Consider the following 23,054-nt stretch of genomic DNA (forward strand, 5'->3'; position numbering starts at 1 on the left):
ACTATTGCTGACAACGGCGGCATTCCTACTCAAACGCCATTACAAACCGTTACTACTACTCAAGGCGGGTCCGTAACCTTCACTTTAACAGTTGGTTCTTCCGGAGCTACTAACTATACAGTGGTTAACACTATAGGTTGTTCAAATGTGAAAGCAGTGTATGTTCAACTTGCACTGAGTCCTTCTTTAAATTTGAGTGCTGCTGTAAATGGCACTGCCGTGACCAGCCCTATTTGCCCAGGTACCAACGTTACTCTAACAGCCACAGGAGCTAGCTCCGGTGCTACCTATACATTCCGCGATGCAAGCGGAACAATTGTGGGGCAAAACGCGACTGGCACCTTGCAAGTAACGCCTACTACCTCTACCACTTATACGGTAACAACCAATACGCCTAACTGCGGCAATTCAACCGTAACTCAGGTAATCAGCATTAGTGCGAACGAACTTACTGCCTCGGCTTCGCCTGCTAATATTACGACCGGCAACTCCTCGACTCTCACGGTTAATGGTGGCACTGGTACATACCAATGGTATGCTAACAGCGGTAACGGTAATGTGTTAATTGCAACTACCACTGACCCCTCCATAAGTGTTACGCCACTGGCTACTACACAATATACAGTACGCGGAACCACTGCCACAGGCAACTGCGCTGATGATGCTATCACGCGCGTAATCCTGAACGGAAAAACCCTGCCTGTTACCCTCACTAGCTTTTCTGCTTCGCGCCAATCAAGCAACGTATATGCGAAGTGGGCCACTGCTAATGAACTTAACAACGCCTATTTTGAGGTACAGCGTAGCACTGACAGCAAATCTTTTACAACCATCGGTAAAGTAGCTGGCAATGGTACCACTGCTACAGGTGCTTCTTATAGTTTCACTGACAAGAGTCCGTTAGCAGCAACTTCCTATTACCGCCTGCGCCAAGTTGATACTGATGGTACTTCGTCATACTCTTCCGTAGTTGCTATTTCTAGCGCTGATAAGATTGAGGCGTCTTTCTACCCCAACCCCACCAATAGCCAGGTAACGTTGCCAGTAGTGAATGGCCTAGTGCAGTACCGCATCTACAACGCAACCGGCCAGAACGTGGCTACTGGGCAGGCTGCTGGCGGCTCAACCGTTGACATTCAGCACGTGCCCATGGGTGTCTATTTCTTGGAGCTTATTTCCGCTGAAAAGCACAACGTACAGCGCTTTGTGAAGCAATAATATTTTGATCCTTTTAGGTCACTAAAAAGCCCGCCCTACAACTTGTAGGGCGGGCTTTTTAGTGGCCTAGAGACTGCTTAAAACAGGTTAGCCGTTCATGGCCATCAGGAACTCCTCATTGTCACGGGTGCCCTTCATGCGGTCCTTCAGGAACTCCATAGCTTCGGAGGCCGTCATGTCCGACATAAACTTGCGTAGCACCCAGATGCGGTTCAGTTCGTCCTTGCTCATCAGCAGGTCCTCGCGGCGAGTACCGGAAGCCGGCACGTCGATGGCAGGGAAAATGCGCTTGTTGGCCAGTTTGCGGTCCAGCTGCAGTTCCATGTTGCCGGTACCTTTGAATTCCTCAAAGATTACCTCGTCCATCTTGGAGCCCGTTTCAATCAGAGCGGTGGCGATGATAGTTAGTGAGCCGCCATCTTCTACATTACGGGCGGCACCGAAGAAGCGCTTGGGCTTGTGCAAAGCATTAGCATCTACACCACCCGAGAGGATCTTGCCGGAAGCAGGTTGCACCGTGTTATAGGCCCGGGCTAAACGAGTGATAGAGTCGAGTAGGATAACTACGTCGTGACCACACTCAACCAGGCGCTTGGCCTTCTCCATCGCAATGGTGGCAATCTTCACATGGCGGTCAGCGGTTTCATCGAAGGTAGAGCTGAGTACCTCAGCCTTCACTGAGCGAGCCATATCCGTCACTTCTTCCGGGCGTTCGTCGATGAGCAGAATCATCAGGTATACCTCGGGGTGGTTTTCAGAAATAGCGTTGGCAATTTCTTGAAGCAGCACCGTTTTACCGGTTTTGGGCTGCGCCACAATCAGCCCCCGCTGGCCCTTACCAATCGGAGCGAACAGGTCGAGAATGCGCGTGCTGTATTGTGCCGACTTGGTCGTAAGCTTTAGGCGCTCCTCCGCAAACAGTGGCGTCAGGTTGTTGAACGGAATACGGTCGCGAGCTTCTTCTACGGAGCGGCCATTAATACCTTCTACTCCCACTAGCGCAAAGTATTTCTCGCCTTCGCGTGGGGGCCGGATGGTGCACTTCACCGTATCGCCAGCTTTCAAGCCAAACTGCTTTACCTGCTGCGGCGATACATAGATGTCGTCGGGTGAAGCCAGGTAATTGTAGAAGGGACTACGCAAGAAGCCATAGCCACCATCGGGCATCATCTCCAGAGTACCATCACCGGGAATAACGATATCGAACTCTTGACGAGCGGGGCGTTGCTCCTGAACTTGACGTGCCTCACCGTTCTGACGGGGCTCAATTCCTTGCCGGAGTTCTCCCTGACCTTGGCGCTGCTCAAGGCGCTCAGCCAAACGCTGCTGGCGCTGCTGCTCACGAGCGGCATAACGCTCTTCACGGCGCTGCTCGCGGCTTTCGCGGCCATCCGGACGCACTACTCCTTCGCGTAGCGCGCGAGGAGCATCGTTCCGGAATTCCCGGGGCTGATCGTTGCGGCCGTCTTGGCGCAGTTCGCGACCATTCTGGCCTCCTTCCTGACGGTTCTCACGGAACTCCCGCCCTTCGCGGCCATCCCGGCTAAAACGCTGTTCGCGGCCATCGCGCAGAGGCGCAGGCGCGGTAGGATCAATGGGGCGTAGTTCGCGGGGTAAGCTTTGTGGTACAGCAGAAGGAGCGGGTGCACTTGCCACCTCGGCCTCAGCAGGGGCCGTGGCAGGGGGCGCATCAGCTACTACAGCCTCAGGCTGGGCAAACTCCGCCGTAACGGGGGCACCATTGGCAGCGGGCTGTGGCGTGGGCCGACCATTGCGGTCAGTGCGCTGACGGCGCTCGGGGCGCTGGTAAATCTTAATGGGGCGCTCGGTGCCGGTTTCTTCTGAAGCAGGCTGCGGGGCAGTGGCCGGTGCTTCAGTATCGGGTAGCGCAGCCTCATTAGCTTCTGCAGGTGCCGCGGCTTCAACAGGCGCGGGTGTGATAGCAGGGGCAGGAGCTACTGGGGCTTCAACAGCGGGCGCTTCTGCTACAGCAGCTGGAGCAGCAATTTCTGGCGCTGTGGCCTCTGGGGCCGGTGCGGCTGCTTTTGCAGCGGGGCGGGCCGGGCGAGCAGGCCGGGGGGCCCGGGCTGGGCGGGCGGGCGGCGTAGCCTCCGCTACCGCCACCGCCTCTGCGGGCGCCTCGGCGGGGCTATTTGCACTGGCTTTACCAGCCGCTGATTTCACTTTCTTAGGAAGCTTATCTGGCGGCGTAATAGCTTGTTGATCTAGAATCTTATAGATAAGATCCTGCTTGCTGAGTTTTTTGAAGTTGCCGACACTTAGCTCTTCTGCAATTTCCTTTAACTCGGACAGCAGACGGTCCTTCAACTCTTCGATAGTGTACATATAAGAAGCTGGGCGAAAAAATCAGGCGGGGCACAAAGCCAAATGAGAGGCAGCACAGGCCATTCCGGACACAAGGGCAACCGCAGTGCGGCGCGCATTCAACAGGATTCTGGAACGAATACGGAGGGGTAGTAGCGGGGTGGCGCTAAAGACAAAACGGACCGTACGCGAGAAAAACAAACTTACTGCGGGTCCGGTATCAGCTGCCGGCTTGCTAACGCAATGTTAGCTTAATACGGATGAACTGCCAAATCGGATACGGGAATTTTACCTCTCGTTTTCCTTATTATTCAGTAATTGTACGAATCCTGGTAAACCCGGACGAAGTACAACTACATAAAGGCACTGCATACGCGCATTCTGGCAGTGGCAGCACCGCTTAAAGAGTGGGAGCTTGTATGCTTAACGCCTTGGTTTTTAGAGAAAGTTCACCCTTGTTATAAAACCGACTCCTGCTTAGGCGCTGCTCATCCCCAGAGCAAGGCCTTTTTGCAGTTCTCACGGAGACGGTTGAGCTTAAAACTCGTGCTGTCTTTTTACCTGGGTAGTACCAATCTCAACAGTATTCAATTGCCTAGGAGGTTAACCTCTCAACCCAGCTAGCCGTACCGAGTGGCCTACAGATGGGTTAATCTGATTATTCTGCAACATCTGCGATTCATCTTCCTACTTTTGCCTCATCTACATCCGCGTTTTCTGCTACTATGCTGCAAGTTTCCGTATTAAAAGAGCACACTGATGCGGTGCTGGCCGGCTTGGCCAAAAAGCATTATAAGACTGCTGAAGCCGATGTTCAGGCTATTCTGGAGCTGGACCAGCGCCGCCGGCAACTGCAAACTGAGCACGACTCTGCCCAGGCGGAGGCCAACGAGCTGGCTCGCCAGATTGGCAGCTTGATGAAATCTGGGGATAAGGCCGGCGCAGAAGTTCTGAAGCAGCGCACTGCGGAGCTCAAGCAGCAAACCAAAGCCCACGCCGACGAGCTGACGCAGGTAGAGTTTGCTTTGCAACAAACCTTATACAAACTCCCCAACCTGCCGCACAGCAGCGTACCTGAAGGCCGCAGTGCCCAAGACAATGAGGTAGTGCGCGAAGTGGGCGCGCAGCCCCAGCTTGCTGCCGATGCCCTCCCCCACTGGGAGCTCATTAAGAAGTACGATATCATCGACTTTGAGCTGGGCAATAAAATCACTGGCGCTGGTTTCCCGGTCTATAAAAAACAAGGGGCTCGCCTGCAGCGCGCGCTCATTAACTTCTTCCTCGATGAGGCTCGCAACGCTGGGTACGATGAGGTGCAGCCGCCTATTCTGGTAAATGAAGCTTCGGGCTACGGCACGGGCCAGCTACCCGACAAAGAAGGTCAGATGTACCACGACGCCCAGGACAACCTCTACCTGATTCCGACGGCCGAGGTACCCATCACCAACCTCTACCGCGACGAGATTGTAGCTACTGAGCGCCTACCAGTGCGCAACGCAGGCTATACGCCGTGCTTCCGCCGCGAGGCGGGCAGCTGGGGCGCTGATGTGCGCGGCCTTAACCGCCTGCACCAGTTCGACAAAGTGGAGATTGTGCAGATTACGCACCCAGACCAGAGCTACACGCAGCTGGAGGAGATGCTAGGCCACATTGAGGGCTTATTGCAGAAGCTGGAACTGCCTTACCGCGTGCTACGCCTCTGCGGCGGCGACATGGGTTTCACTTCAGCCCTCACCTACGACCTGGAAGTATGGAGCGCCGCCCAGGGCCGCTGGCTCGAAGTATCGTCGTGCTCAAACTTTGAAACCTACCAAGCCAACCGCTTAAAGCTGCGCTACCGCGCTGAGAATGGTAAAACGCAGCTTCTACACACGCTCAATGGCTCGGCGTTGGCCCTGCCCCGCATTGTGGCAGCACTGCTAGAGAACAATCAGACGCCGGAGGGCATCCGTCTGCCGCAAGCACTGCACTCCTACTGCGGTTTTGACAAGATAGGATAATGAGACTGGCCTAGGCCACCTAAGAATCTAGAAAAGGCCTTCGTATTCCAGACGAAGGCCTTTCTTTTTGCTAGTAGCAAAAGAGCTTACTTCCTTCTACGGCACTTGCTTCCAAATTAGAAGAGCTGATGTCCCGCTTTTAATACTCGGCCATTTGCTCATCCACGTAACACCAAGCCCACTGCTCACCGGGCTCCGCGGAAGTAATAACAGGGTGCTGGGAGGCATGAAAGTGTTTGGTGGCGTGCTTGTTCTTGGATTGGTCGCAGCAGCCGACGTGTCCGCAGGCTTGGCAGACGCGCAAATGGACCCAGGTATCGCCCAGCGCTACGCACTCGGGGCAGAGGTGGTCGGCGGGGGCAGGCAGCAAGGTTTCAATGGATTGCAGATGCGAGCAAAGAGCCATATGCACGTGGGTAAGATGGATGAAACTAAGCAGTTACTACGGTAGTAAACACTCGGAAGGAGCCGCTCGTCAGCGCTTTCTGCACGGGGCATTTATCGGCAATAATGTGCAGGCGTTGGAGCTGATCCGGCGTAAGTGGGCCTAATAAACGTAACTCCTTGCGTATTTCCTCCAATGTTTCGCCCGGCGATTCACATTTATCGCAATCCTGGCGATGCACCCGCGCGTGGCTGAGGCGCACTTCAATAGCTTCTAGCGGCCATTTTTTCTGGTTAGCGTAGAGGCGTAGAGTGATGGCAGTACAGGCCCCCAAGGCAGAGAGCAGCATATCATAGGGCGTGGGGCCACGGTCTAGGCCACCTACCGCTACGGGCTCATCCACAAAGAAGGTGTGCATTCCGGCCTGCACATCGGCTAGCAGAGCCTCAGCACCTACTCGTACTACTACTGCGGTATTAGGTATCTCAGACATCGGCATATGCAGCATTAAAAACGTACATAGCCTACGAAGTGCCTGTTGGGTACGTTGTCAGCTCAACAAGAAAAAGGCCGCTTCTGCATATAGCAGAAGCGGCCTTTTTCTTGTTGAAATCTGTGGAGCTGGTCAGGCAGGCCTACACTAGGATTTTGGGGTATAAGGAAATTTCTTGGAGGCATTCCGCATCAGCACGTTTACCATGCCGTCGGTAGAGCTACCAACCGAGCCAGAGGCCACGTAGTCGTACTTCCACAGCAGCTTTCCTGCATCAGACTCGTGAATGTTTACCGTGATATTCGCTTGATTTGTGGCACCCCAAGCACCTACCAACAGGCCTACGGCTACGGCTGCGCCATCACTCATTGGCTTGCTGGTGCGCACGCTGGTAGTAAGAACGGCATCAACACCCAGAATTTTAGCCAACTCCTGAGGAGAGTGGCTCCGCAATTCTGAGTACGGGATGCCGCTTTCCCGCAGGAGGGAATTCGTTTTCATTACATCTTGGAACTGCACAGTGTACCCACGCTGGGTAGTGCGACGCAGCAACCACGCGTAGATCTTTTCCTGGAAATCAACACCGCTTTGCTGCTCCAGATTATGGACTTGCTCAGCTGTTGTATGACGAGCCTGATTAGGACGCATCTGCATAGTTACGGCAGCCGGCAAAATGGCAACCGTCTTATGCTTGGGAGCATAGGTCCTGAAATCTTGAGCCAAATAAATACTTGGTCCGCAGGCAGTCAGCCATACGGTCATTAGGGCACAGGCAAAAACCCGCAGAGTAGAAAATCGCATAGAACGCGTAGTAGAAATGAATGTTATAGGATTTATCCGACCAAATCCCGGCAATTCTACGATTTCTACTGGACATTTTTATGCACCTCTCTTAATAGCGCAACAATTTATTGTCCTATACGTAGCGAGCAGCTTAGCTCAAATCAAACTTAATGTCGCGCATGCAGCGGAAGTGACCCTGGGGGCATTTCTCGTAGCCAATCTTAGAGCATGGCCGGCAGCCTAGGCCTTTTACCTCCAGTATCCGAAACTCGGTGCGGTAGGGATACATCCCGAACTCGGGTACGGTGTTGCCCCACACACTGTAAATTTCCTTGTGGAAGGCGGCAGCAATGTGCATAAGGCCGGTGTCATGGCTTACCACAAAACGTGCTTGCTGCACCAATGACGCCGATTGATTCAAAGTGAACTTCCCACAAGCGTTATAAATCACCGTTCGAGCAGGAGTTTGACTAGCTCCCGATGAAGGGAAGTAATACGGGCTTTCCGGAATGCGGCCGGGGGCGGGCGGCGATACGGCCGCCTGGTTGTCGAAGGCTAGTTCAATAATGTGGCCTGTGCTTTCATCCTCAGGTCCACCTAGTAGCACTACGGGCTGCCGCAGTAGGCCACATAGCTCAATTATCCGTTCTACGGGCAGGCGCTTGGTGGCATGCTGGGCCCCAATGGCAAAGGCCACGTAGCCATTTTGGAAGCCGGGAGGCAAGGCACTGAGGTTTACTTCATCCTTGGCCGGGATGAAATAATCTAGGCCTAGGCCATCATTCTTCACGCCCAGAGGCGCAGCAGCAGCCAAATAGCGGTCCACTATGTGGGCCCGCGGCATGGTGTTTATCTTCCAGTTTACTAAGAGCCACTTGCGCAGGTTCAGCTTATCAAAGCTCGACGACTTCACGCCCAATTGCAGCTTGATAAGCGAAGTACGCAGGTTATTGTGCAGATCGACGATGAAATCGAATTGCTCATCTTTTAACTCAGCTACTAGCTCTTTCAAGCCGCCAGTGAGGTAGTGGCCCTTATCCACGTACGGGTTTGGCTCAATCAGGCCCCGGTACGCTGGTTTAGTGGCTACGTGCACCACTGCACCCGGCACCTGCAGCTTCAGGCCACGGAGTACCGGCGTCGTCAGGACGATATCACCAATGGAAGAAAAGCGCAGGACAAGAATTTTCATAGTAACAGCAGAGGCGCGTTGCTAGCGCCCTCCCGGTGCTCCGGTGAGTAGTAACAAGGAACTAGGCAGCCCCATTTAACATAGGAGCCGCCTCTATCAGCGTTCAACCAAACAACGAATCTTTGAATTCCAGTGGGGGCTTAATGGCTGCTTTACGTTGCGCAAAGTACTCCGCCGCTTCTGCCACCGACTTCGTGTTGAAGGTCATTTCCTTGGTTAAGCCTCCCTTGCGGCCCATAAAGACGCCGTAGCGCATGTCGGCGTAGCCGTTGGTATGGTGGGCATCGGGGTTGATGCTGAGCATTACGCCTTTTTCCAAGGCATAATGTACCCAGCGCCAATCCAGGTCGAGGCGCCAGGGGTTGGCGTTGATTTCGATGATGACATTATGCTGAGCGCAGGCATCAATTACCGCTTTGTGGTCGAGGGGGTAGCCTTCGCGCCGTAGCAGCAACCGGCCGGTGGGGTGGCCTAGCATAGTGGTGTAAGGATTCTCGATGGCTCGCAGCACCCGGGTAGTGGCCTTGCGCTCATCCATGCGCAAGTTGCTGTGCACCGAGGCTACCACGAAATCGAAGGTTTCTAGCACAGTAGGCGTGTAGTCCAGAGAACCGTCGCTGAGAATATCAGACTCAATACCCTTGAAAATCCGGAACGGCGCTAGCTCCTGGTTCAGCTCATCTACCTCGCGCTGCTGCTGGCGCACGCGCTCTGGGGTGAGGCCGTTGGCGTAGTGCGCCGCCTGTGAGTGGTCGCAGATGCCCAGGTACTCATAGCCCTGGTCGCGCAGGAAAGTGGCCATTTCACGCAGGCTATGGCTGCCATCGGAATAGGTACTGTGGTTGTGCACAGAGCCTCGTAGGTCTTCATTCTCCAGGAGGCGGGGCAGCTTATGCGCTTGCGCCAGAGCTAGCTCACCTAGCCCTTCGCGTAGTTCGGGCTCTACATACTGTAGGCCTGCCTTCTGGTAAATATCAGTTTCCTGCTCAAACTTCTCCTTCTTCAGCAGCTGGCGTAGCGTAGCTGGCCGGCCAGGTTGCACATCAGCCAATGCTTCAGAAAGGTGAGCTTCAGCCGCGGAGTTAAGGAAAAGCTGGTTGGTAAAGTCGGCAGGCAAAACCAGCAGAATTTCCACCTTTACCCCCGAAACCGTAGCCGTGCCGCGCCAGGCAAATGGCCCGCTGCGGCGCGGGTCGGGCGTAATACCCTGTATTGTATCGAGCAGTTCGTGCGCATTGTCGGGCTGGGTGGTGGCGGCTACCAGTGTAATCGTCTCCACAATTTCCAGGCGGCGGCGCACTTCGCCTCCTATGGCTACCTGCTCCGTCTGGAGGGCATCCTTGAGGTGCTTAGCCAGGTCCTGGGCTAGTTCCTCTGCCTGCGGATAGAGCAGCTTGCCCTGGCTTTGGCTGGAAAATTCTAGTGCGGCCAGAATAGTCTCCTGCGTTTTCTTGCCGAAGCCTTTCAGTTTGCTCACTTCATCTTTCTCGGCCGCCTCGCGTAGCTGCTCGGGGCTTTCTATGCCTAGCTCCTTCCACAGCGCCCGGATTTTCTTTGGTCCGATGCCCTTTACTTGCAGCAGCTCTACTACGCCAGGAGGCGTGATGCTCAGCAGGCGCGTGAGCTCTTCAAAGGTACCCGTGTCAAGCATTTCAGCCACGCGGGCGGCAGCAGTCTTGCTTAGGCCGGTGCGGTCGGGCAGGCCAGTACGCTCCACATCAGACACAGGAAAGCTCAGCGCTTCTAAGGAACTGGCGGTGCCTTCGTAGGCCCGGATTTTAAACGGATTTTCGTCGTGCAGCTCCATGAGCTGGGCAGCTAGACGGAAGGCACGGATGAGGGCGCGGTTGTCCACGGCAAGAGGATAAGAGGGCGGAAAATGAGGGCACAGCAAATGTACGGGGCAAAGTTGTAGATTGGCGGCTCGTTAGAGCTGCTGGTTTCTGTAACAACCTTTCCTGGCGTCAGCTTCGCCTCCTATTCTAACGCAATCTGCTTTTTACCGTTATCTACAGCATACGCTGCGGTCTGAAGTAGTCACCCGCCCCAACCCCTTATAACTTATGCGTCTGTTCACTTTGTTAGCCTGCCTGAGCGTGCTCCTGCTGGCCGCCACCTGCAAGCCCGACGCCAACACGGCCGTAAAAATGCAACAACTCGAACGTACCTGGCTGCACGCCCACGAGGAGGACCAAGCCGATGTGCGCGTGTACCGGCCCAACACTTATGCTTTTCCGCCCTCTCGTGGCCGTACGGGCTTTTCCTTCGACCACAATGGCCTGTTTACGCAATTTGACATTGCCCCCACTGATGGCATTGAAGGCCGCAAAGGCCGCTGGACTGCGGAAAACGACCACACCCTCCGCATCAGCCTCGACGACAAAAAAGATCCTGACTATCAGTTGGAAATAGTCTCGCTGGAAAACAACGTGCTGAAAGTGCGCCGCAAAGACTTGTAGCGCTTGCAACGTTTTTTAGCGCTAGAGGCCTCCTGAACGGGAGGCCTTTTTCATATCAATACGAACCATGCGCTTTTATACTACGCTATTGCTAAGTGCTTTCCTACTTATTCTGAGTAGCTGCAAAGAAGATACTGTTGCGCCCACAACACTGTTCGGGCGGCAATGGTACAACACCTTCACGCCGGACGAAAAAGACTTCTTCACCTTTCGTACTACTTCTCAAACCATAGGTTGGCGGTATGATGCTTTTCGGATGGAGGCAGACGGTAACTTCATTGAATATGGCCTAGGCCCCACTGATGCAGGTGAGGAGCGCCCCGGCACCTGGACGGAAACTGGCAAATACACGTACCAGATCAAGTTCACGGATCCGCAACGGCAAGGCTATACACTTCACGTGCAGGGGGTGGATAGTGAAACGCTGAAGGCGCGCCGCACCTATTAACCCATAGCCCGGCAACATCACAGATAGCGCTAGGCCAGTACCTCTGGCCTAGCGCTACTGGCTTCTGCGTACTCACGCCCCATCTTTTGTAGCTTGCAGGCCATGAACTATTGGCTTGTAAAATCTGAACCCGCGGCCTATTCCTGGGCCGATTTTAACCGCGACGGCGGCACCGACTGGACTGGCGTCCGCAACTATCAGGCGCGTAACTTTTTGCAGCAGATGCAGCCCGGCGACCTCGTACTCTATTACCACAGCGTCAGCGACAAGGAAGTGGTGGGCGTGGCTCAGGTAGCTGCTTCAGCCGCCCCTGATGCTACTGCCGAGGCGGGCAGCGGTTGGGTAGCCGTACACCTGAAGCCCCAAGAGCCTTTGGCGCGCCCCGTTTCGCTGGCACAAATCAAGCAAGATGAACGACTGAGCCAGATAGGCCTACTGCGCCAATCCCGCCTTTCAGTGATGCCACTGCGTGTAGAAGAGTTTGATGTGATTTTGGAGCTTAGCGCTTAAAGTACGTTTGCCCTATTGACTCTAGCGGCTGCCCATAAGGCAGCCGCTTTTTTGTGTCTGAACTCGTATGGAATAGGCACGGTTGAGGCATCAAGAATCTGATAGCGCACGTGACAATGCGGCTACTTCGTCGTATCTTACTTCTAGTACTGACTCCGCTTGGCTTACGTACACTCTTGCTCTATGAAACACGCGTATTCTGCCCTTGTTCTGCTGCTACTGAGTTGGTTGCTGGGGCCGGCTCGTGCCCAAACTCCTCCCACCGCTCCCACCCCTAAGCAGCCGTTCCGCCTAGAGCTTCCGCTGGAAGCCTACAACAGTGACGTGCATGTACAGCCCCTGCCCGAAGACAGCAGCTTGGTGTTATTAGTAGAAAGAGACCTACCGTTATCCACGAAGTCGGAGTTCTTCTTTCAGCAGTATAACCACCAGCTCCAACCGGGTCGTAAGCAGGTAGTGGAAGTACCCCGCGAGTACGAATTCAGCCAGATTTGCGCTGAGGGCTCCGACGTATATGCTTTGTTTACCTCCTCCGTAGAAGGAAAGCTATGGGTAGCCGCTTTTGACACGCGTACCGGCGAGTTAGGCAAAGGAGAATTCGATACGAAGCTGACTCGCCACGTGCACAACATGAAGGCATTGAAAGGCAACCTGTTCGTGACAGTAGGCCTAGACCAGCACGTGACCATCTTGCTGCTAGATCTGCACACGGCGCAGTTTAAGTTTCTGCCCTCAGTATACGAGCCCCTACCCGCCACACTCACCTTCCTGGCCGATTCCGTTACGAAGCGCGCTGAATTTATCCTGAGTGAATCAAACGGGTTTAAGTCGCGCCTGCAGGTGAAGCAGCTTTCTGACCAAGGCCAGCTACTGCACTCTGAGTTTGTGCAGGCCGAAAGCGAGCGGGGCCTTATCTCAGCCCAGCTGAGCCCCGGCGATAGTGCGGCCCGGCTGCTGGCTGGCACCTACACCCTGCGCGACTCTCGCTACTCTCAAGGATTATTTGCCGCCGACCTCACGGCGGGCGTTACAGAAACCGGCCAGCGCCGCTCTTTGCGCTTCTACGATTTCCTGAACCTGAAGCATTTCTTCGACTTTATGTCTCCCGCCCGAGTAGAGCGCATGCGCCAGCGGAGTCAAAAGCTACGGGCTAGCTCTCGGCAGCAGCGGCTGCGCTACCGCCTGCTTATGCATGATATGATTCCTTTTCAGGGTGCTTATGTGCTGGTATCGGAGGTTTATTACCCGCGCTATCAGTATGGCTATGGCACTTACTACAATACCGCGGCCTACATGCCCATGTATAACCCGCTTTACGGCTCCAACATGTATGGCCGGGGCTACAACCGCAGCAACCGCAACGTGGATGGCTACCGATTTACCCATGCCTTGGTGTGCGCCTTCGACCGGTACGGCAACTTACTCTGGGATAACTCTTTCCTGTTAAAAGATGTAGAAACCGGCGAGCTGGCTGAAACCATACAGGTACGCCCCATGCCGGATGGCAAGCGCTTAGTGCTTAGCTATCTATACGAAGACAAGCTTCGCTATAAGGTGATTGATCAGGCCACTTCCTCTTCTAATGATCTGGAAGTACTGCTGCGGACCAGTGAAGAAGATCAGCACGAGAAAACGTTAGACACTTCACACTCGGAGTTGCAGGCGTGGTATGGCAGCAAGTTCCTGGCCTACGGCTACCAGCGCGTTCGTACGTCGGGGTTCAATAGCCGCAATGTGTTTTTCATTAATAGTGTTGCATTCGAATAGGAAGCTGCCCAGAACACGATGTGCGCTACTGCGTATGTCAGGGGCACATCCTATTCCTTTGTACCCTATGAAACTCCGCACCCTCTCCTTCCTGACGGTTCTGGCCCTGCTCCTGCTGGCTGGCTGTCGCGCCGGTGGGCCGGGCCAACCCGCCCGCACCGTAGCCCAATTCTTCAGCAAGTATGAAAACCGACCCGGTTTTAAGGCCACCGACTGGTCGGCGGGGTTAACCACCCGACTGCTACTGGGCCGGCTAGGCAAGCTAGGCGGCGACAACGACCTGACCCAGGCCCTAAGCTCTATCAGAAGCGCCAAGGTGCTCACGTTTGCCCCCACCACCAACAGCGCCCGTGAGCTGGTGGCGCAGGGCCTAACGAAAGAAGTAGATGGCCTACTGGCCAATGAGCGCTACACCCCCCTTGCCCTCGACAACACCGACCACGCCACGGTACTACGCTATGCCACCCGCCAGCAAGGCGACCGAATAACAGAGTTTGTGGCAACTGGCAACGTGCAAGGCGCCCCAGATTCATTTATGTTGATTTCAGTAGGCGGCAACTTCACGCAAGAGCAATTCAACCAAATCAAGAAGTTCCTGCCCAGCGTAGCAGGTGAGCTTTCCAGATAACTTAATCCCCCACCACACATTACAAAAAGGCGGCTCCGGTACCGGGGCCGCCTTTTTGTTTGTCTTCTATAAACGGCTACTCTACTTGCTGAGCCTACCAGCCACCCACTTGCACTGGGGTCATTGTACTGGCTTGGAATTACACCTTATCGCTCGGTACTCGCTTGAACTGCCTTCGTGCATTCTACTGGCCTAGCAACTGTCAAGACATAGATAGGAAGCCAACTTGGCCCTCACTGCATTCTACTCCCCAAAGCTTATCCTTACTTGCTTCACCTCCGGGTAAGTGCCTTAGCAACTGGCCTAGCAATACAGCAGCACGGTAAGTCGTGGCTTAATAAGGGGCAGTAATGCCGGCTCTTCATGGGTGGCTACTATTGCACTAGGGACAACAAAAAAGCGGCGCACCTTTCGGTACGCCGCTTTCTTACTTGTTACTCCGGCCGATTAGGGCTGGGGAGCGTTCGGGATGAAGAACTCGAAGTGGAATTCTACCCGACGGTTCTGCGACATGTTCTTAGACGAGGTGTTAGGAGCAGCGGGCTCCGATTCACCACGACCTTCGGTCACAACGCGAGCTGGGTCAACCTGCTTGCCGGTGAAGTAGCGCTTCACGGAGCCAGCACGACGCTCCGACAGAGCCTGGTTGTACTCATCAGTACCGCGTGAGTCGGCATGGCCTACTACACGGATGCTGTACTCAGGGTGATCCTTCAGGGCCTGTACCATCTTGTTGAGGGCAGGATACGAAGTACGCTTGATCACGGTGCTGTTGGTCTCGAAGCGGATAGGCTGCTCGAGCTTACGGATAGCCGGATCAATTTCCATGGGGCAACCGTTGGCGTCTACGCGGGCACCTTTTGGCGTATCAGGGCACTTATCAGCAGCATCTGGAACACCATCACCGTCGGCGTCAACTACCAAGGGGCAGCCGCTAGCATCTACTTGCGTGCCAGCAGGCGTGTCGGGGCACTTGTCGTCTTTGTCAGCAACGCCGTCGCCGTCAGCATCTGGGCAGCCGCGCAGAGCAGCGGTACCAGCTTGGTCGGGGCACTGGTCGTCTTTGTCAGCTACACCATCGTTGTCGCGGTCGGGGCAGCCTTGCATAGCAGCCGTACCAGCTTCGGTGGGGCACTGATCTTGGTAATCTGGAACACCGTCCTTGTCGCCGTCGAGGGGGCAACCGGTTTCATCCACCGCTACACCAGCAGGCGTGTCGGGGCATTTGTCTTTGCGGTCAGAAACACCGTCACCATCGGTGTCTTTGGCTTTGCCGAGGGCAAAGGTGAGGCCTACAGTGTGCTGCAGGAAGCGGTCATCAATTTTGTTGTCGTCGCGGTTGGGCTCGCCGTCAATGTTGGCACCCAGCGGGAAATGCTGACCCGTCTGTACGAACAGGCTCACAGCATCACCGAGGCGGAAGTTCAGACCAGCCGCGCCGAACAGATCGAAGTACGTCTTGTCTTCATCAGTACGGATAGGGGCGTTGTTGCGGTTGATAGTGCCTTCGCGGCTAGTATATGTAATACCAGGAGCAGCCAGCAGGTAAGGACGCACGAAAGACTCTTCCTTGAAGAGCTTCAGTTTCAGGCCTAGGTTTACGTTTACTACGTTGGTTGAGAAGTTGCTCCCGAAGTAAGGATTGCCAGCCGGGGCCGACTTTGCAAACTCAACATAGTTACCGCTCAGCATCAGGTCTAGGCCATCTGTGAGGTAGCGGTTAATAGAGATGCCAGGGCCGTACTCGTTGTTTTTCCACTTCCAATAATCGGAGCCGAAGCTGCCTTTGTACTGAAAAGCATTACCGGTAAGGCTAATGGCTGTTTTGCGGTCTGACGACTGCGCTTGCGCTCTTGGGGCAGCCGCCAGAAGCGACAGACCCAGGGCCGTTGTGGTTGCTAAAAGGTGTCTCATATGGGCGAAATTAGGTGAAGAAAATAGTACAGTCAGAATCCAGTGCGTGGTGGATCGCACGACCCCGGCTAAGCTGCCTATACTTTCTCCAACGAATAAAGTTGTATCTAGAGCATTAGAAAACCATTCAGGCGCGCTCTAATGCTAGCCTAAGTACAACTGCGAGAGCTCATTATATTCAATATATCTATTATTTAAAAACTGTTTAACTCATCGCCACATATTGAATTATTCTATGAAATCACCCAAATTTCATTAACCCTCAAAAAGCAAAAAAAATATACTAACCTTCCTGTTTACTTGTCTCATAAGCAAGCCAACATATAGTGGCAAGGCCATTTTTCGGAGATAGAAGTGTTATTACTCCAACGCCACTTGTGGGATAACAAAAGGAAATGGGTTGGCTGCCCTTTCTTACATCCAGATCTAAGTAAGTTCCATTTCTGGATTATTTATTTACTAGTTGGGGTCTGTCCTCTTGAGCTTCGCTTGTCCGCTGTTGATTACCTCAACCAGAAGCGGTGCTACCAAAAAAAGCGGGTAGCCCAGTACTAGGCTACCCGCTTTTTCAGCTCAGGGCAAGAATTCTTAGCGTCTCTCCCGCATTATGCGCTCAATGTCATCCGCCTCTAGAGGGATGTTCTTCATCAAGTCATCGTTGCCAGTAGACGTAATAAGGATGTCGTTTTCCAGTCGGATACCCAGTCCCTCTTCCCGAATGTAGATACCCGGCTCGCAGGTATACACCATGCCAGGCTCAAACATGCGGTACTTCGCTCCCACATCGTGCACATCGAGGCCGAGGTAGTGGCTGGTCCCGTGCATGAAGTACTTCTTATAGAGCGGAGCAGCAGGGTCCTGGTTCTTCACGTCCTGCTCGTTGAGCAGGTCGAGCTTGATGAGTTCTTGCTCCATGGTGTGGCCTACGGCAGCGTGGTAGGCCTCAATGTTGTTGCCAGCTACCAGTTGTGAGGTAGCAAACTTCATTACCCGCAGCACGGCCTCGTACACATCGCGCTGGCGCTTTGTGAACGTACCATTTACCGGAATAGAGCGCGAAAGGTCAGCGGCATAGTTGGCGTACTCGGCTCCGAAGTCGAGCAGCAGCACGTCGCCGTCCTGGCACTCACGGTCGTTGCTGACGTAATGCAGAATGCAAGCGTTGGCACCACTAGCAATGATGCTCCCGTAGGCGGGGCCGCGGGAAGCATTGCGCAAGAACTCGTGGAAGATTTCCGCTTCAATCTCGTACTCCATCACGCCCGGCTTCACGAAGGCCAGCAAACGGCGGAAAGCCTTGTCAGTGATGTCGGCGGCGCGGCGCATCAGCCGGATTTCCTCATCGCTCTTGATGGCGCGCAGGTGGTGCAGGAGCGGCGCGGCGCGGCGGTAAGTGTGCAGAGGATAGGCCTCTTTAATCCACTTGATAAACCGGGCATCGCGAGTTTCCACTTCTACCACCGAGCGAATGTGCTCATTGGCATTGAGGAATACATTTTCGGCCTCGTTCATCAAGGCTGGCAGCACCGACTTGAAGGAATCAAGCCACATGATGGTGCGGACGCCGGTTTGCTCGCGGGCCTGCTCTTTCGTGAGCTTGTAGCCTTCCCACACCAGAATATGCTCGCTGGTTTCCTTCAGGAACAGAATTTCGCGGTACTGGGGCAGCACCGCATCGGGGAAGAGCACTAGAATGCTTTCTTCCTGATCTACGCCGGAAAGGTAGAACAGGTCGTTGTTTTGGCGGAAGGGCATCGTACCGTCGGCATTCGTCGGCATGATGTCGTTAGACTGAAAAATGGCCAGGGAAGCCGGCGGCAGCTGCTGGGTGAAGCGGCGGCGGTTCTCAATAAATAGGTCAGGCGAAATAGAGCCGTAGCGCATGGGCGGAAGCGGGGTAAGGTGGCACAAACGGAAACCGCCGAAGCGGCCGGGGCAAGTTAGGTAGTTCCGCGCGGCTTTAGCGTAGTGGCCTAGGCTATCTTCTGCAGTTGGCAAACGGCGGGTAGTGCGGTACCTTTGCCAATTGCTCTAGCCCTATGCCTGACTCAGCCAACCGCTCCGCCATCCTGCTTATTCAAACCGCCTTCATCGGCGACGTGATTCTGGCGACGGCGCTGCTAGAGTACCTGCACCGCACCGAGCCCGATACCCCTGTAGACTTTCTGGTGCGCAAAGGCAATGAGGGTCTGCTGAAGGGTCACCCCTACCTGCGCCACGTGCTCATCTGGGATAAGAAAAAGGAGAAGTACCGCGGGCTTTGGCACCTGCTCCAACAGATTCGGGGCACGGGCTACGGCCGGGTGGTAACGCTGCAGCGCTTTGCCAGCACGGGCTTCCTGACGGCCTTCTCCGGCGCCCCTGAGCGCATAGGCTTCGACAAAAACCCCTTAGCTCGCGGCTTTACTCGCACGGCTCCGCACGTAATTGGTGATGGAGTGCACGAAGTTTCACGCAACCTGCACCTGCTCAACCCGGCGTACGACGGACCTGCCATTGCCCCCCACCTCTTCCCTACTGCTCAGGATGAAGCCGCGGCTGCGCCCTATGCCACCGTAGGCCAGTACCTGTGCATTGCTCCCACATCGGTGTGGTTTACCAAACAGTTCCCAGAGGAGCAGTGGCTGAAGCTGCTGGCGGCGCTACCGCCTCACTATACCGTGTACCTGCTGGGTGGGCCACCCGATGTAGAAGCCTGCGAGAATCTACTCCAAGCCAGTGGGCGGCCCAATACGGTTAACCTAGCAGGTAAGCTTTCCCTGCTGGCTTCGGCAGCCCTTATGCGCGGAGCTACCCTTAACTACGTCAACGACTCGGCGCCCATGCATCTGTGCTCGGCGGTAGGCGCGCCGGTGTGCGCCATCTACTGCTCCACGGTGCCTGCATTCGGCTTTGGCCCGCTGAGCCCGTTCTCCCGAATTGTAATGATTGAGGAGGAGCTGGCTTGCCAGCCTTGCGGCCTGCATGGCTACCGCCAGTGCCCGCTAGGCCACTTCCGCTGCGCCCACGGCATCAATACCCAACAGCTCCTGGCCGTTTTAGCCGAAAGAGAGGCACAAGCTGTATGTTAATCAAAAGAGTGAATGAGCATAAGTGGCCTAGCATGATGTGAAGAACGCAGTCCGGTGCCACTTACGCTCATTCGCTGCCCACTCATTACCCGTTCCCGTACCTTTGCAACCACTCGCAGGGCTACGTGGTTATACTCAACCAGACTGGCTATCTTCCACGTCTCGGCCCTACGTTTCTAAGATTCTACCTAATGTCTGATTACGACCTGTACGAGTTGCCCAACGGCATCCGGGTTCTGCATAAAACCGTTCCGCACACCAAAATCGCGCATTGCGGCTTCCTGCTAGATATTGGCTCTCGTGACGAGAAGCCCGCGCAGCAAGGCCTGGCCCACTTCTGGGAGCACATGGCGTTCAAAGGCACCGAGAAGCGCAAGAGCTTTCACATTCTGAACCGCCTCGAAACGGTAGGTGGTGAGCTGAATGCCTACACCACTAAGGAAAAGATCTGCTTCTACGCTTCCCTGCTCAGCACGCATTTCGAGCGGGCTATGGAGCTGCTCACCGACCTCACCTTTCACTCCGTCTTCCCTGAAAAGGAGATTGAGAAAGAGCGCGGCGTAATTCTGGAGGAGATGTCGATGTATCAGGATGCTCCCGAGGATGCCATCATCGACGACTTCGACGCGGTGGTATTTGGCAACCACTCCCTAGGCCACAACATTCTGGGTACCCGCGAAAGTGTGAGCAGCTTTCAGCAGGAGGACTTCTTCAAGTTTCTCGGCGAAAACGTGCGCACCGACCGGTTGGTGTTCAGCACGGTGAGCAATCTGCCATTTTCGGAAGTGAAGCGCTTGGCTAATAAATACCTTGCCCCGCTGCCCGCGCAACTCGGCGACCGGCCCCGCATTCCGTTTGGGGCCTACAACCGGGTGGAGCGGGTAGAGCGCAAACCCATTTCGCAGGCTCACTGCCTCATTGGCGGGCCGGCGTACTCCTTAGAAGATGAGCGTCGCATCCCCTTCTTTCTGCTGAACAACCTGTTGGGTGGGCCCGGCATGAACTCCCGTCTCAACTTGGCCGTGCGCGAGAAATACGGCCTCGTGTATACTATTGATTCCAGCTACTCACCTTACACTGATACCGGCCTGTTCGGTATCTACTTCGGGACGGAGAAAAAGCAGGTGAACCGTACCATTTCACTGGTGCAAAAGGAGCTGAAGCGCCTGCGTGAGCAGGCCTTGGGCTCGGCTCAGCTGCATACCTCTAAGGAGCAGCTCATGGGCCAGCTGGCTATGGCTGAGGAAAGCAATGGTGGCCTCATGCAGCTACTAGGCAAAAGCACCCTCGACTTGGGCCGGGTAGAGTCTATCAACGAAATCTTCGACCGTGTGCGAAAGATTACTGCCTCTGAGCTACTAGAACTAGCGAACGAAGTGCTACACGAAGATCAGCTTAGCATCCTGCAATACGTGCCGGAGTAGGCCTAGAGGCCTAGCCAAAAGGGTAAACGAGGGAGCTTTTGCATGGCGAAAGCTCCCTCGTTGCGTATTACCGCAATCGGAAGTAGGCTGTGAAAGTAGAGCCGGCGCCTAACTCGCTTTGCACCTCAATGCGGCCCCCAGCATTTTCCATGATCTTCTTTACCATATAGAGGCCGATGCCGCTGCCTTCTACGTGGTCGTGGAAACGCTGAAACATGCTGAAAAGCTTCTGGCTTTTCGTGATATCTAGGCCTAAGCCATTGTCCTGCACCTTTAGCACTACGTAGTCGTCCACCTCGTGGCAGCTAATGCTAACCCGCGCTGCCCGATCAGGGGCGTGGTACTTGAGGGCATTGCTCAGCAAGTTATACACCACTGAGCGGAGGTTTTTCTCAGAGAAAGAAATGGTAGGGCACTTGTCCACGTCAATCTCCAGCTCCGCCTCTGCTGCCTGGAAAAGGGGGGCTAAGTCCAGGCAGATGTCTCTTATCACGGTACCCAGCTCTACCAATGTAACGGGCTGGTCGTTCTCCTTCTGCAGCTTCGTGACTTCCGTTAGGTGCTCAATGGTGCGTTTAAAGCGGTCCACGGAGTCTTGCATCATATCCACGATGGGCTGCACTGGCTCTATACCCGCACCCGATGGCAACTCCGAGAGCAGCGCGTGCAGCAGCCCTTCAATATTATTGATAGGTGCTTTCAGGTCGTGCGAGGCAGTATAGATGAAGTTGTCCAGGTCAACGTTTGCCCGGATGAGTTGCGTGTTATTCTCCTGCAACTGCCGCTGCGCTTGATCTACACGCTCCAGGGCTAGCTTCTGCTCATGAATGTCGGTATAGGTGCCAATCCACTGAATGATTTCGCCCTGGCTGTTGCGAGAAGGAAGCGCCCGGCCCAGCATCCAGCGGTACTCCCCGTGCCGGTTCCGGATGCGGCACTCTACCTCCAGCGCGTCTTCTGTGAGCAGGGCATCTTTCCAGCACTTTGCAGCCTTCGTGATGTCGTCGGGGTGAATACAGTTACTGAGCCAGTCAGACAGCGCAAGGTTGTGCTCCTGGCCGGCATAGTCAAACCAGCGCCGGTTGAGGTAGGTGTTATTGCCCTCCGGGTTGGCCGTCCAGGCAATCTGCGGGATACCCTCCAGCATACGGCGCGCTTCGGCAGCGGCCTGTTCCACGGCTTGCCGAGCCGCCGCTTCCCATTCCAACTCCTCATTTTTGCGGCTGATAACGGCATTCTGCTCCGCAACCAGGGCCTGAATATCCTGAATCTTTTGCTGCGCCGAGAGGTCGGTTACGATGACGGACAGCACGGGCGCATCGTTGAACAGCAATCGGTTCATAGAAACCGAAAAGGGCCGCAGGGAGGAGTTGCGCGTTTGCAAAGGCAACTCACCGCGGCTTTTGCCCGCCCAACCCTGCGCCAGTAGCTCAGCCCAATAAATTTGGAATGCCGACGGAACAAAGGCCGTGAACGAGCTACCCATCACTTCCTCGAGCGCATACTGCAGCCAGCTGGCCAGACAGGCATTGCAATACAGCACGGTACCATCTGGGCTGAGCAACAGGGCTCCCTCGTTCATTTGCTCAATCAGGGTGCGGTAGCCCTGGTCGGCGCCGTGGAGGGTAAAAATCTGCGGGCCATCAGCGCCCTGTACAGCCAATGCATCAACGGCGCCTGTCCGGATAGCCGAAATTAGCTCTTCGGCCTCTTCCAGCTGCCAGCGTAGTTCTTCGTTTTTGCGAAGTAACTCAGCGTACGTATCAGCAGACACCTCATTCATGGCTGTTACTCAGGGGCAAGTCAGGTAAACCCAGCGCTTCCAACACCTTTTTCTCCTCCGACAGGTCGCCGATTAGGCGGCGCAATGGCAGAGGCTGCTTTTTAATCAGGGTGGGCGCGGCAATAATCTGCTCCCGCTTTGCCAGGGCAGGTTGCTGATAAATGTCAATTATAAGCAACTCATAGCGGCCCCGCAGGTGCTGCTCACAAATTGCCTTAATGTTGCGCACCGCCCGAGTAGAATTAGGCGTTGCTCCCGTAATATACAGGTGCAACACATATTCAGCGGAGGGCTCTTCCTCCGGCCCAGGCGTTGTTTCTTGGTGACTATTTAGCATCAATTGCCCGGATATCCAGTCCTACTAGAACCCGCTCCTGATTTGATAAGTCGCCAATAATTTTCCGGATGGGCACGGGCACCTTGCGCACTAGCGTAGGAATGGCCAGAATTTGGTCGCCGGCAGCCAGTTGGGGGTGCTCCAGCAGGTCAATTACTTCCAGCTGATACCGTCCTTTCAGGTATTCTTCGCAGTACTTCCTCAGATTTGCCAACGCCGTCACCGACTTGGTAGTCTGTCCTGCCACATACAGGCGCAGTTCCCAAGTTTCTTCTTCCATTGTAGGTGCCGTATTGGCAACGTCAGTGTTCATGCGG

20 protein-coding genes are annotated in these 23,054 nt (G+C 54.9%); 9 read left to right on the forward strand and 11 right to left on the reverse strand.

Annotation, left to right across the window (positions count from 1 at the left end; translation table 11 throughout):
- Nucleotides 1–192 precede the first annotated feature (192 nt).
- Nucleotides 193–1,218: a T9SS type A sorting domain-containing protein gene (locus EU557_RS18890; protein ID WP_167855273.1), complete on the forward strand. Its 1,026-nt coding sequence runs from the start codon at nt 193–195 to the stop codon at nt 1,216–1,218.
- A gap of 87 nt (nt 1,219–1,305) precedes the next feature.
- On the opposite strand, the gene rho is transcribed toward EU557_RS18890, so the two are convergent.
- Entirely contained in the window at nt 1,306–3,564 is a 2,259-nt protein-coding gene (gene rho / locus EU557_RS18895; RefSeq protein ID WP_135532027.1) for a transcription termination factor Rho, read from the reverse strand.
- A gap of 704 nt (nt 3,565–4,268) precedes the next feature.
- On the opposite strand from rho, the gene serS reads away from it, so the two are divergent.
- Nucleotides 4,269–5,543, forward strand: a complete 1,275-nt coding sequence (gene serS / locus EU557_RS18900; RefSeq protein ID WP_135532028.1) for a serine--tRNA ligase — start codon at nt 4,269–4,271, stop codon at nt 5,541–5,543.
- 139 nt (nt 5,544–5,682) lie between these two features.
- On the opposite strand, the gene EU557_RS18905 is transcribed toward serS, so the two are convergent.
- The 5 genes from EU557_RS18905 to EU557_RS18925 all read right to left on the reverse strand — a co-directional run bounded on the left by EU557_RS18905 (nt 5,683) and on the right by EU557_RS18925 (nt 10,251).
- The gene (locus tag EU557_RS18905) at nt 5,683–5,949 is read right to left on the reverse strand and encodes a UBP-type zinc finger domain-containing protein (RefSeq protein WP_135532029.1); all 267 of its coding nucleotides are present in this window, start codon (nt 5,947–5,949) and stop codon (nt 5,683–5,685) included.
- A 25-nt stretch (nt 5,950–5,974) separates the two neighbouring features.
- On the reverse strand, nt 5,975–6,421 hold the full coding sequence (locus EU557_RS18910; RefSeq protein ID WP_245326323.1) for an OsmC family protein: 447 nt from the start codon (nt 6,419–6,421) through the stop codon (nt 5,975–5,977).
- Nucleotides 6,422–6,568: 147 nt separating this feature from the next.
- The gene (locus EU557_RS18915) at nt 6,569–7,222 is read right to left on the reverse strand and encodes a hypothetical protein (RefSeq protein WP_135532031.1); all 654 of its coding nucleotides are present in this window, start codon (nt 7,220–7,222) and stop codon (nt 6,569–6,571) included.
- 133 nt (nt 7,223–7,355) lie between these two features.
- Nucleotides 7,356–8,396 carry a glycosyltransferase family 9 protein gene (locus EU557_RS18920; RefSeq protein ID WP_135532032.1) on the reverse strand — a complete coding sequence of 347 codons (1,041 nt, stop codon included), beginning with the start codon at nt 8,394–8,396 and terminating at the stop codon, nt 7,356–7,358.
- A 103-nt stretch (nt 8,397–8,499) separates the two neighbouring features.
- On the reverse strand, nt 8,500–10,251 hold the full coding sequence (locus tag EU557_RS18925; protein WP_135532033.1) for a DNA polymerase/3'-5' exonuclease PolX: 1,752 nt from the start codon (nt 10,249–10,251) through the stop codon (nt 8,500–8,502).
- Nucleotides 10,252–10,459: 208 nt separating this feature from the next.
- Between EU557_RS18925 and EU557_RS18930 the strand changes: the two genes are divergently transcribed.
- From EU557_RS18930 to EU557_RS18950, 5 genes are all read left to right on the forward strand, one after another.
- Nucleotides 10,460–10,855, forward strand: coding sequence for a hypothetical protein (locus tag EU557_RS18930; protein WP_135532034.1), 396 nt, complete (start codon nt 10,460–10,462; stop codon nt 10,853–10,855).
- 67 nt (nt 10,856–10,922) lie between these two features.
- The gene (locus EU557_RS18935; RefSeq protein ID WP_135532035.1) at nt 10,923–11,303 is read left to right on the forward strand and encodes a hypothetical protein; all 381 of its coding nucleotides are present in this window, start codon (nt 10,923–10,925) and stop codon (nt 11,301–11,303) included.
- 102 nt (nt 11,304–11,405) lie between these two features.
- A complete protein-coding gene (locus tag EU557_RS18940; protein ID WP_135532036.1) occupies nt 11,406–11,813 on the forward strand; it encodes an EVE domain-containing protein in 408 nt (135 codons plus the stop codon).
- Nucleotides 11,814–11,996: 183 nt separating this feature from the next.
- Nucleotides 11,997–13,580, forward strand: a complete 1,584-nt coding sequence (locus tag EU557_RS18945) for a ubiquitin family protein (protein ID WP_135532037.1) — start codon at nt 11,997–11,999, stop codon at nt 13,578–13,580.
- 67 nt (nt 13,581–13,647) lie between these two features.
- Nucleotides 13,648–14,208 carry a DUF4252 domain-containing protein gene (locus EU557_RS18950; protein WP_167855274.1) on the forward strand — a complete coding sequence of 187 codons (561 nt, stop codon included), beginning with the start codon at nt 13,648–13,650 and terminating at the stop codon, nt 14,206–14,208.
- A 447-nt stretch (nt 14,209–14,655) separates the two neighbouring features.
- On the opposite strand, the gene EU557_RS25960 is transcribed toward EU557_RS18950, so the two are convergent.
- On the reverse strand, nt 14,656–16,122 hold the full coding sequence (locus EU557_RS25960) for an OmpA family protein (protein ID WP_135532039.1): 1,467 nt from the start codon (nt 16,120–16,122) through the stop codon (nt 14,656–14,658).
- A 588-nt stretch (nt 16,123–16,710) separates the two neighbouring features.
- Nucleotides 16,711–18,006 (reverse strand): aminopeptidase P N-terminal domain-containing protein, encoded by a 1,296-nt coding sequence (locus EU557_RS18960; RefSeq protein ID WP_135532089.1) that lies wholly within the window; start codon nt 18,004–18,006, stop codon nt 16,711–16,713.
- A 155-nt stretch (nt 18,007–18,161) separates the two neighbouring features.
- Here EU557_RS18960 and EU557_RS18965 point away from each other — a divergent pair, with 155 nt between their 5' ends.
- Together EU557_RS18965 and EU557_RS18970 are read left to right on the forward strand one after the other, a co-directional pair.
- Nucleotides 18,162–19,193 (forward strand): glycosyltransferase family 9 protein, encoded by a 1,032-nt coding sequence (locus EU557_RS18965; RefSeq protein WP_135532040.1) that lies wholly within the window; start codon nt 18,162–18,164, stop codon nt 19,191–19,193.
- A 191-nt stretch (nt 19,194–19,384) separates the two neighbouring features.
- Nucleotides 19,385–20,617 (forward strand): M16 family metallopeptidase, encoded by a 1,233-nt coding sequence (locus tag EU557_RS18970; protein WP_135532041.1) that lies wholly within the window; start codon nt 19,385–19,387, stop codon nt 20,615–20,617.
- A 67-nt stretch (nt 20,618–20,684) separates the two neighbouring features.
- Here the strand turns inward: EU557_RS18970 and EU557_RS18975 are convergent, their stop codons facing one another.
- From EU557_RS18975 to EU557_RS18985, 3 genes are read right to left on the reverse strand one after another with little or no spacing between them, the layout of a single operon-like run.
- Nucleotides 20,685–22,400, reverse strand: a complete 1,716-nt coding sequence (locus EU557_RS18975; RefSeq protein ID WP_135532042.1) for a PAS domain-containing sensor histidine kinase — start codon at nt 22,398–22,400, stop codon at nt 20,685–20,687.
- Nucleotides 22,393–22,737: a circadian clock KaiB family protein gene (locus EU557_RS18980; protein ID WP_135532043.1), complete on the reverse strand. Its 345-nt coding sequence runs from the start codon at nt 22,735–22,737 to the stop codon at nt 22,393–22,395. Before EU557_RS18980 ends, EU557_RS18975 begins: the two co-directional genes overlap by 8 nt.
- On the reverse strand, nt 22,727–23,050 hold the full coding sequence (locus tag EU557_RS18985; protein ID WP_135532044.1) for a circadian clock KaiB family protein: 324 nt from the start codon (nt 23,048–23,050) through the stop codon (nt 22,727–22,729). The genes EU557_RS18980 and EU557_RS18985 overlap by 11 nt, the downstream gene beginning before the upstream one ends.
- Nucleotides 23,051–23,054 lie beyond the last annotated feature (4 nt).

It is taken from the genome of Hymenobacter wooponensis (assembly GCF_004745865.1).
In the GTDB taxonomy this organism is placed as follows: Bacteria; Bacteroidota; Bacteroidia; order Cytophagales; family Hymenobacteraceae; genus Hymenobacter; species Hymenobacter wooponensis.

What these genes read in the sequence shown, in the direction of transcription:
- EU557_RS18975 (WP_135532042.1), bottom strand. Translation starts at nt 22,400, where the DNA reads ATGAATGAGGTGTCTGCTGATACGTACGCTGAGTTACTTCGCAAAAAC.
- EU557_RS18960 (WP_135532089.1), bottom strand. Translation starts at nt 18,006, where the DNA reads ATGCGCTACGGCTCTATTTCGCCTGACCTATTTATTGAGAACCGCCGC.
- EU557_RS18945 (WP_135532037.1), top strand. Translation starts at nt 11,997, where the DNA reads ATGAAACACGCGTATTCTGCCCTTGTTCTGCTGCTACTGAGTTGGTTG.
- EU557_RS18920 (WP_135532032.1), bottom strand. Translation starts at nt 8,396, where the DNA reads ATGAAAATTCTTGTCCTGCGCTTTTCTTCCATTGGTGATATCGTCCTG.
- serS (WP_135532028.1), top strand. Translation starts at nt 4,269, where the DNA reads ATGCTGCAAGTTTCCGTATTAAAAGAGCACACTGATGCGGTGCTGGCC.
- EU557_RS18935 (WP_135532035.1), top strand. Translation starts at nt 10,923, where the DNA reads ATGCGCTTTTATACTACGCTATTGCTAAGTGCTTTCCTACTTATTCTG.
- EU557_RS18940 (WP_135532036.1), top strand. Translation starts at nt 11,406, where the DNA reads ATGAACTATTGGCTTGTAAAATCTGAACCCGCGGCCTATTCCTGGGCC.
- EU557_RS18950 (WP_167855274.1), top strand. Translation starts at nt 13,648, where the DNA reads ATGAAACTCCGCACCCTCTCCTTCCTGACGGTTCTGGCCCTGCTCCTG.
- EU557_RS25960 (WP_135532039.1), bottom strand. Translation starts at nt 16,122, where the DNA reads ATGAGACACCTTTTAGCAACCACAACGGCCCTGGGTCTGTCGCTTCTG.
- EU557_RS18980 (WP_135532043.1), bottom strand. Translation starts at nt 22,737, where the DNA reads ATGCTAAATAGTCACCAAGAAACAACGCCTGGGCCGGAGGAAGAGCCC.
- EU557_RS18930 (WP_135532034.1), top strand. Translation starts at nt 10,460, where the DNA reads ATGCGTCTGTTCACTTTGTTAGCCTGCCTGAGCGTGCTCCTGCTGGCC.
- EU557_RS18965 (WP_135532040.1), top strand. Translation starts at nt 18,162, where the DNA reads ATGCCTGACTCAGCCAACCGCTCCGCCATCCTGCTTATTCAAACCGCC.
- EU557_RS18985 (WP_135532044.1), bottom strand. Translation starts at nt 23,050, where the DNA reads ATGAACACTGACGTTGCCAATACGGCACCTACAATGGAAGAAGAAACT.
- EU557_RS18905 (WP_135532029.1), bottom strand. Translation starts at nt 5,949, where the DNA reads ATGGCTCTTTGCTCGCATCTGCAATCCATTGAAACCTTGCTGCCTGCC.
- EU557_RS18915 (WP_135532031.1), bottom strand. Translation starts at nt 7,222, where the DNA reads ATGCGATTTTCTACTCTGCGGGTTTTTGCCTGTGCCCTAATGACCGTA.
- EU557_RS18970 (WP_135532041.1), top strand. Translation starts at nt 19,385, where the DNA reads ATGTCTGATTACGACCTGTACGAGTTGCCCAACGGCATCCGGGTTCTG.
- rho (WP_135532027.1), bottom strand. Translation starts at nt 3,564, where the DNA reads ATGTACACTATCGAAGAGTTGAAGGACCGTCTGCTGTCCGAGTTAAAG.
- EU557_RS18910 (WP_245326323.1), bottom strand. Translation starts at nt 6,421, where the DNA reads ATGTCTGAGATACCTAATACCGCAGTAGTAGTACGAGTAGGTGCTGAG.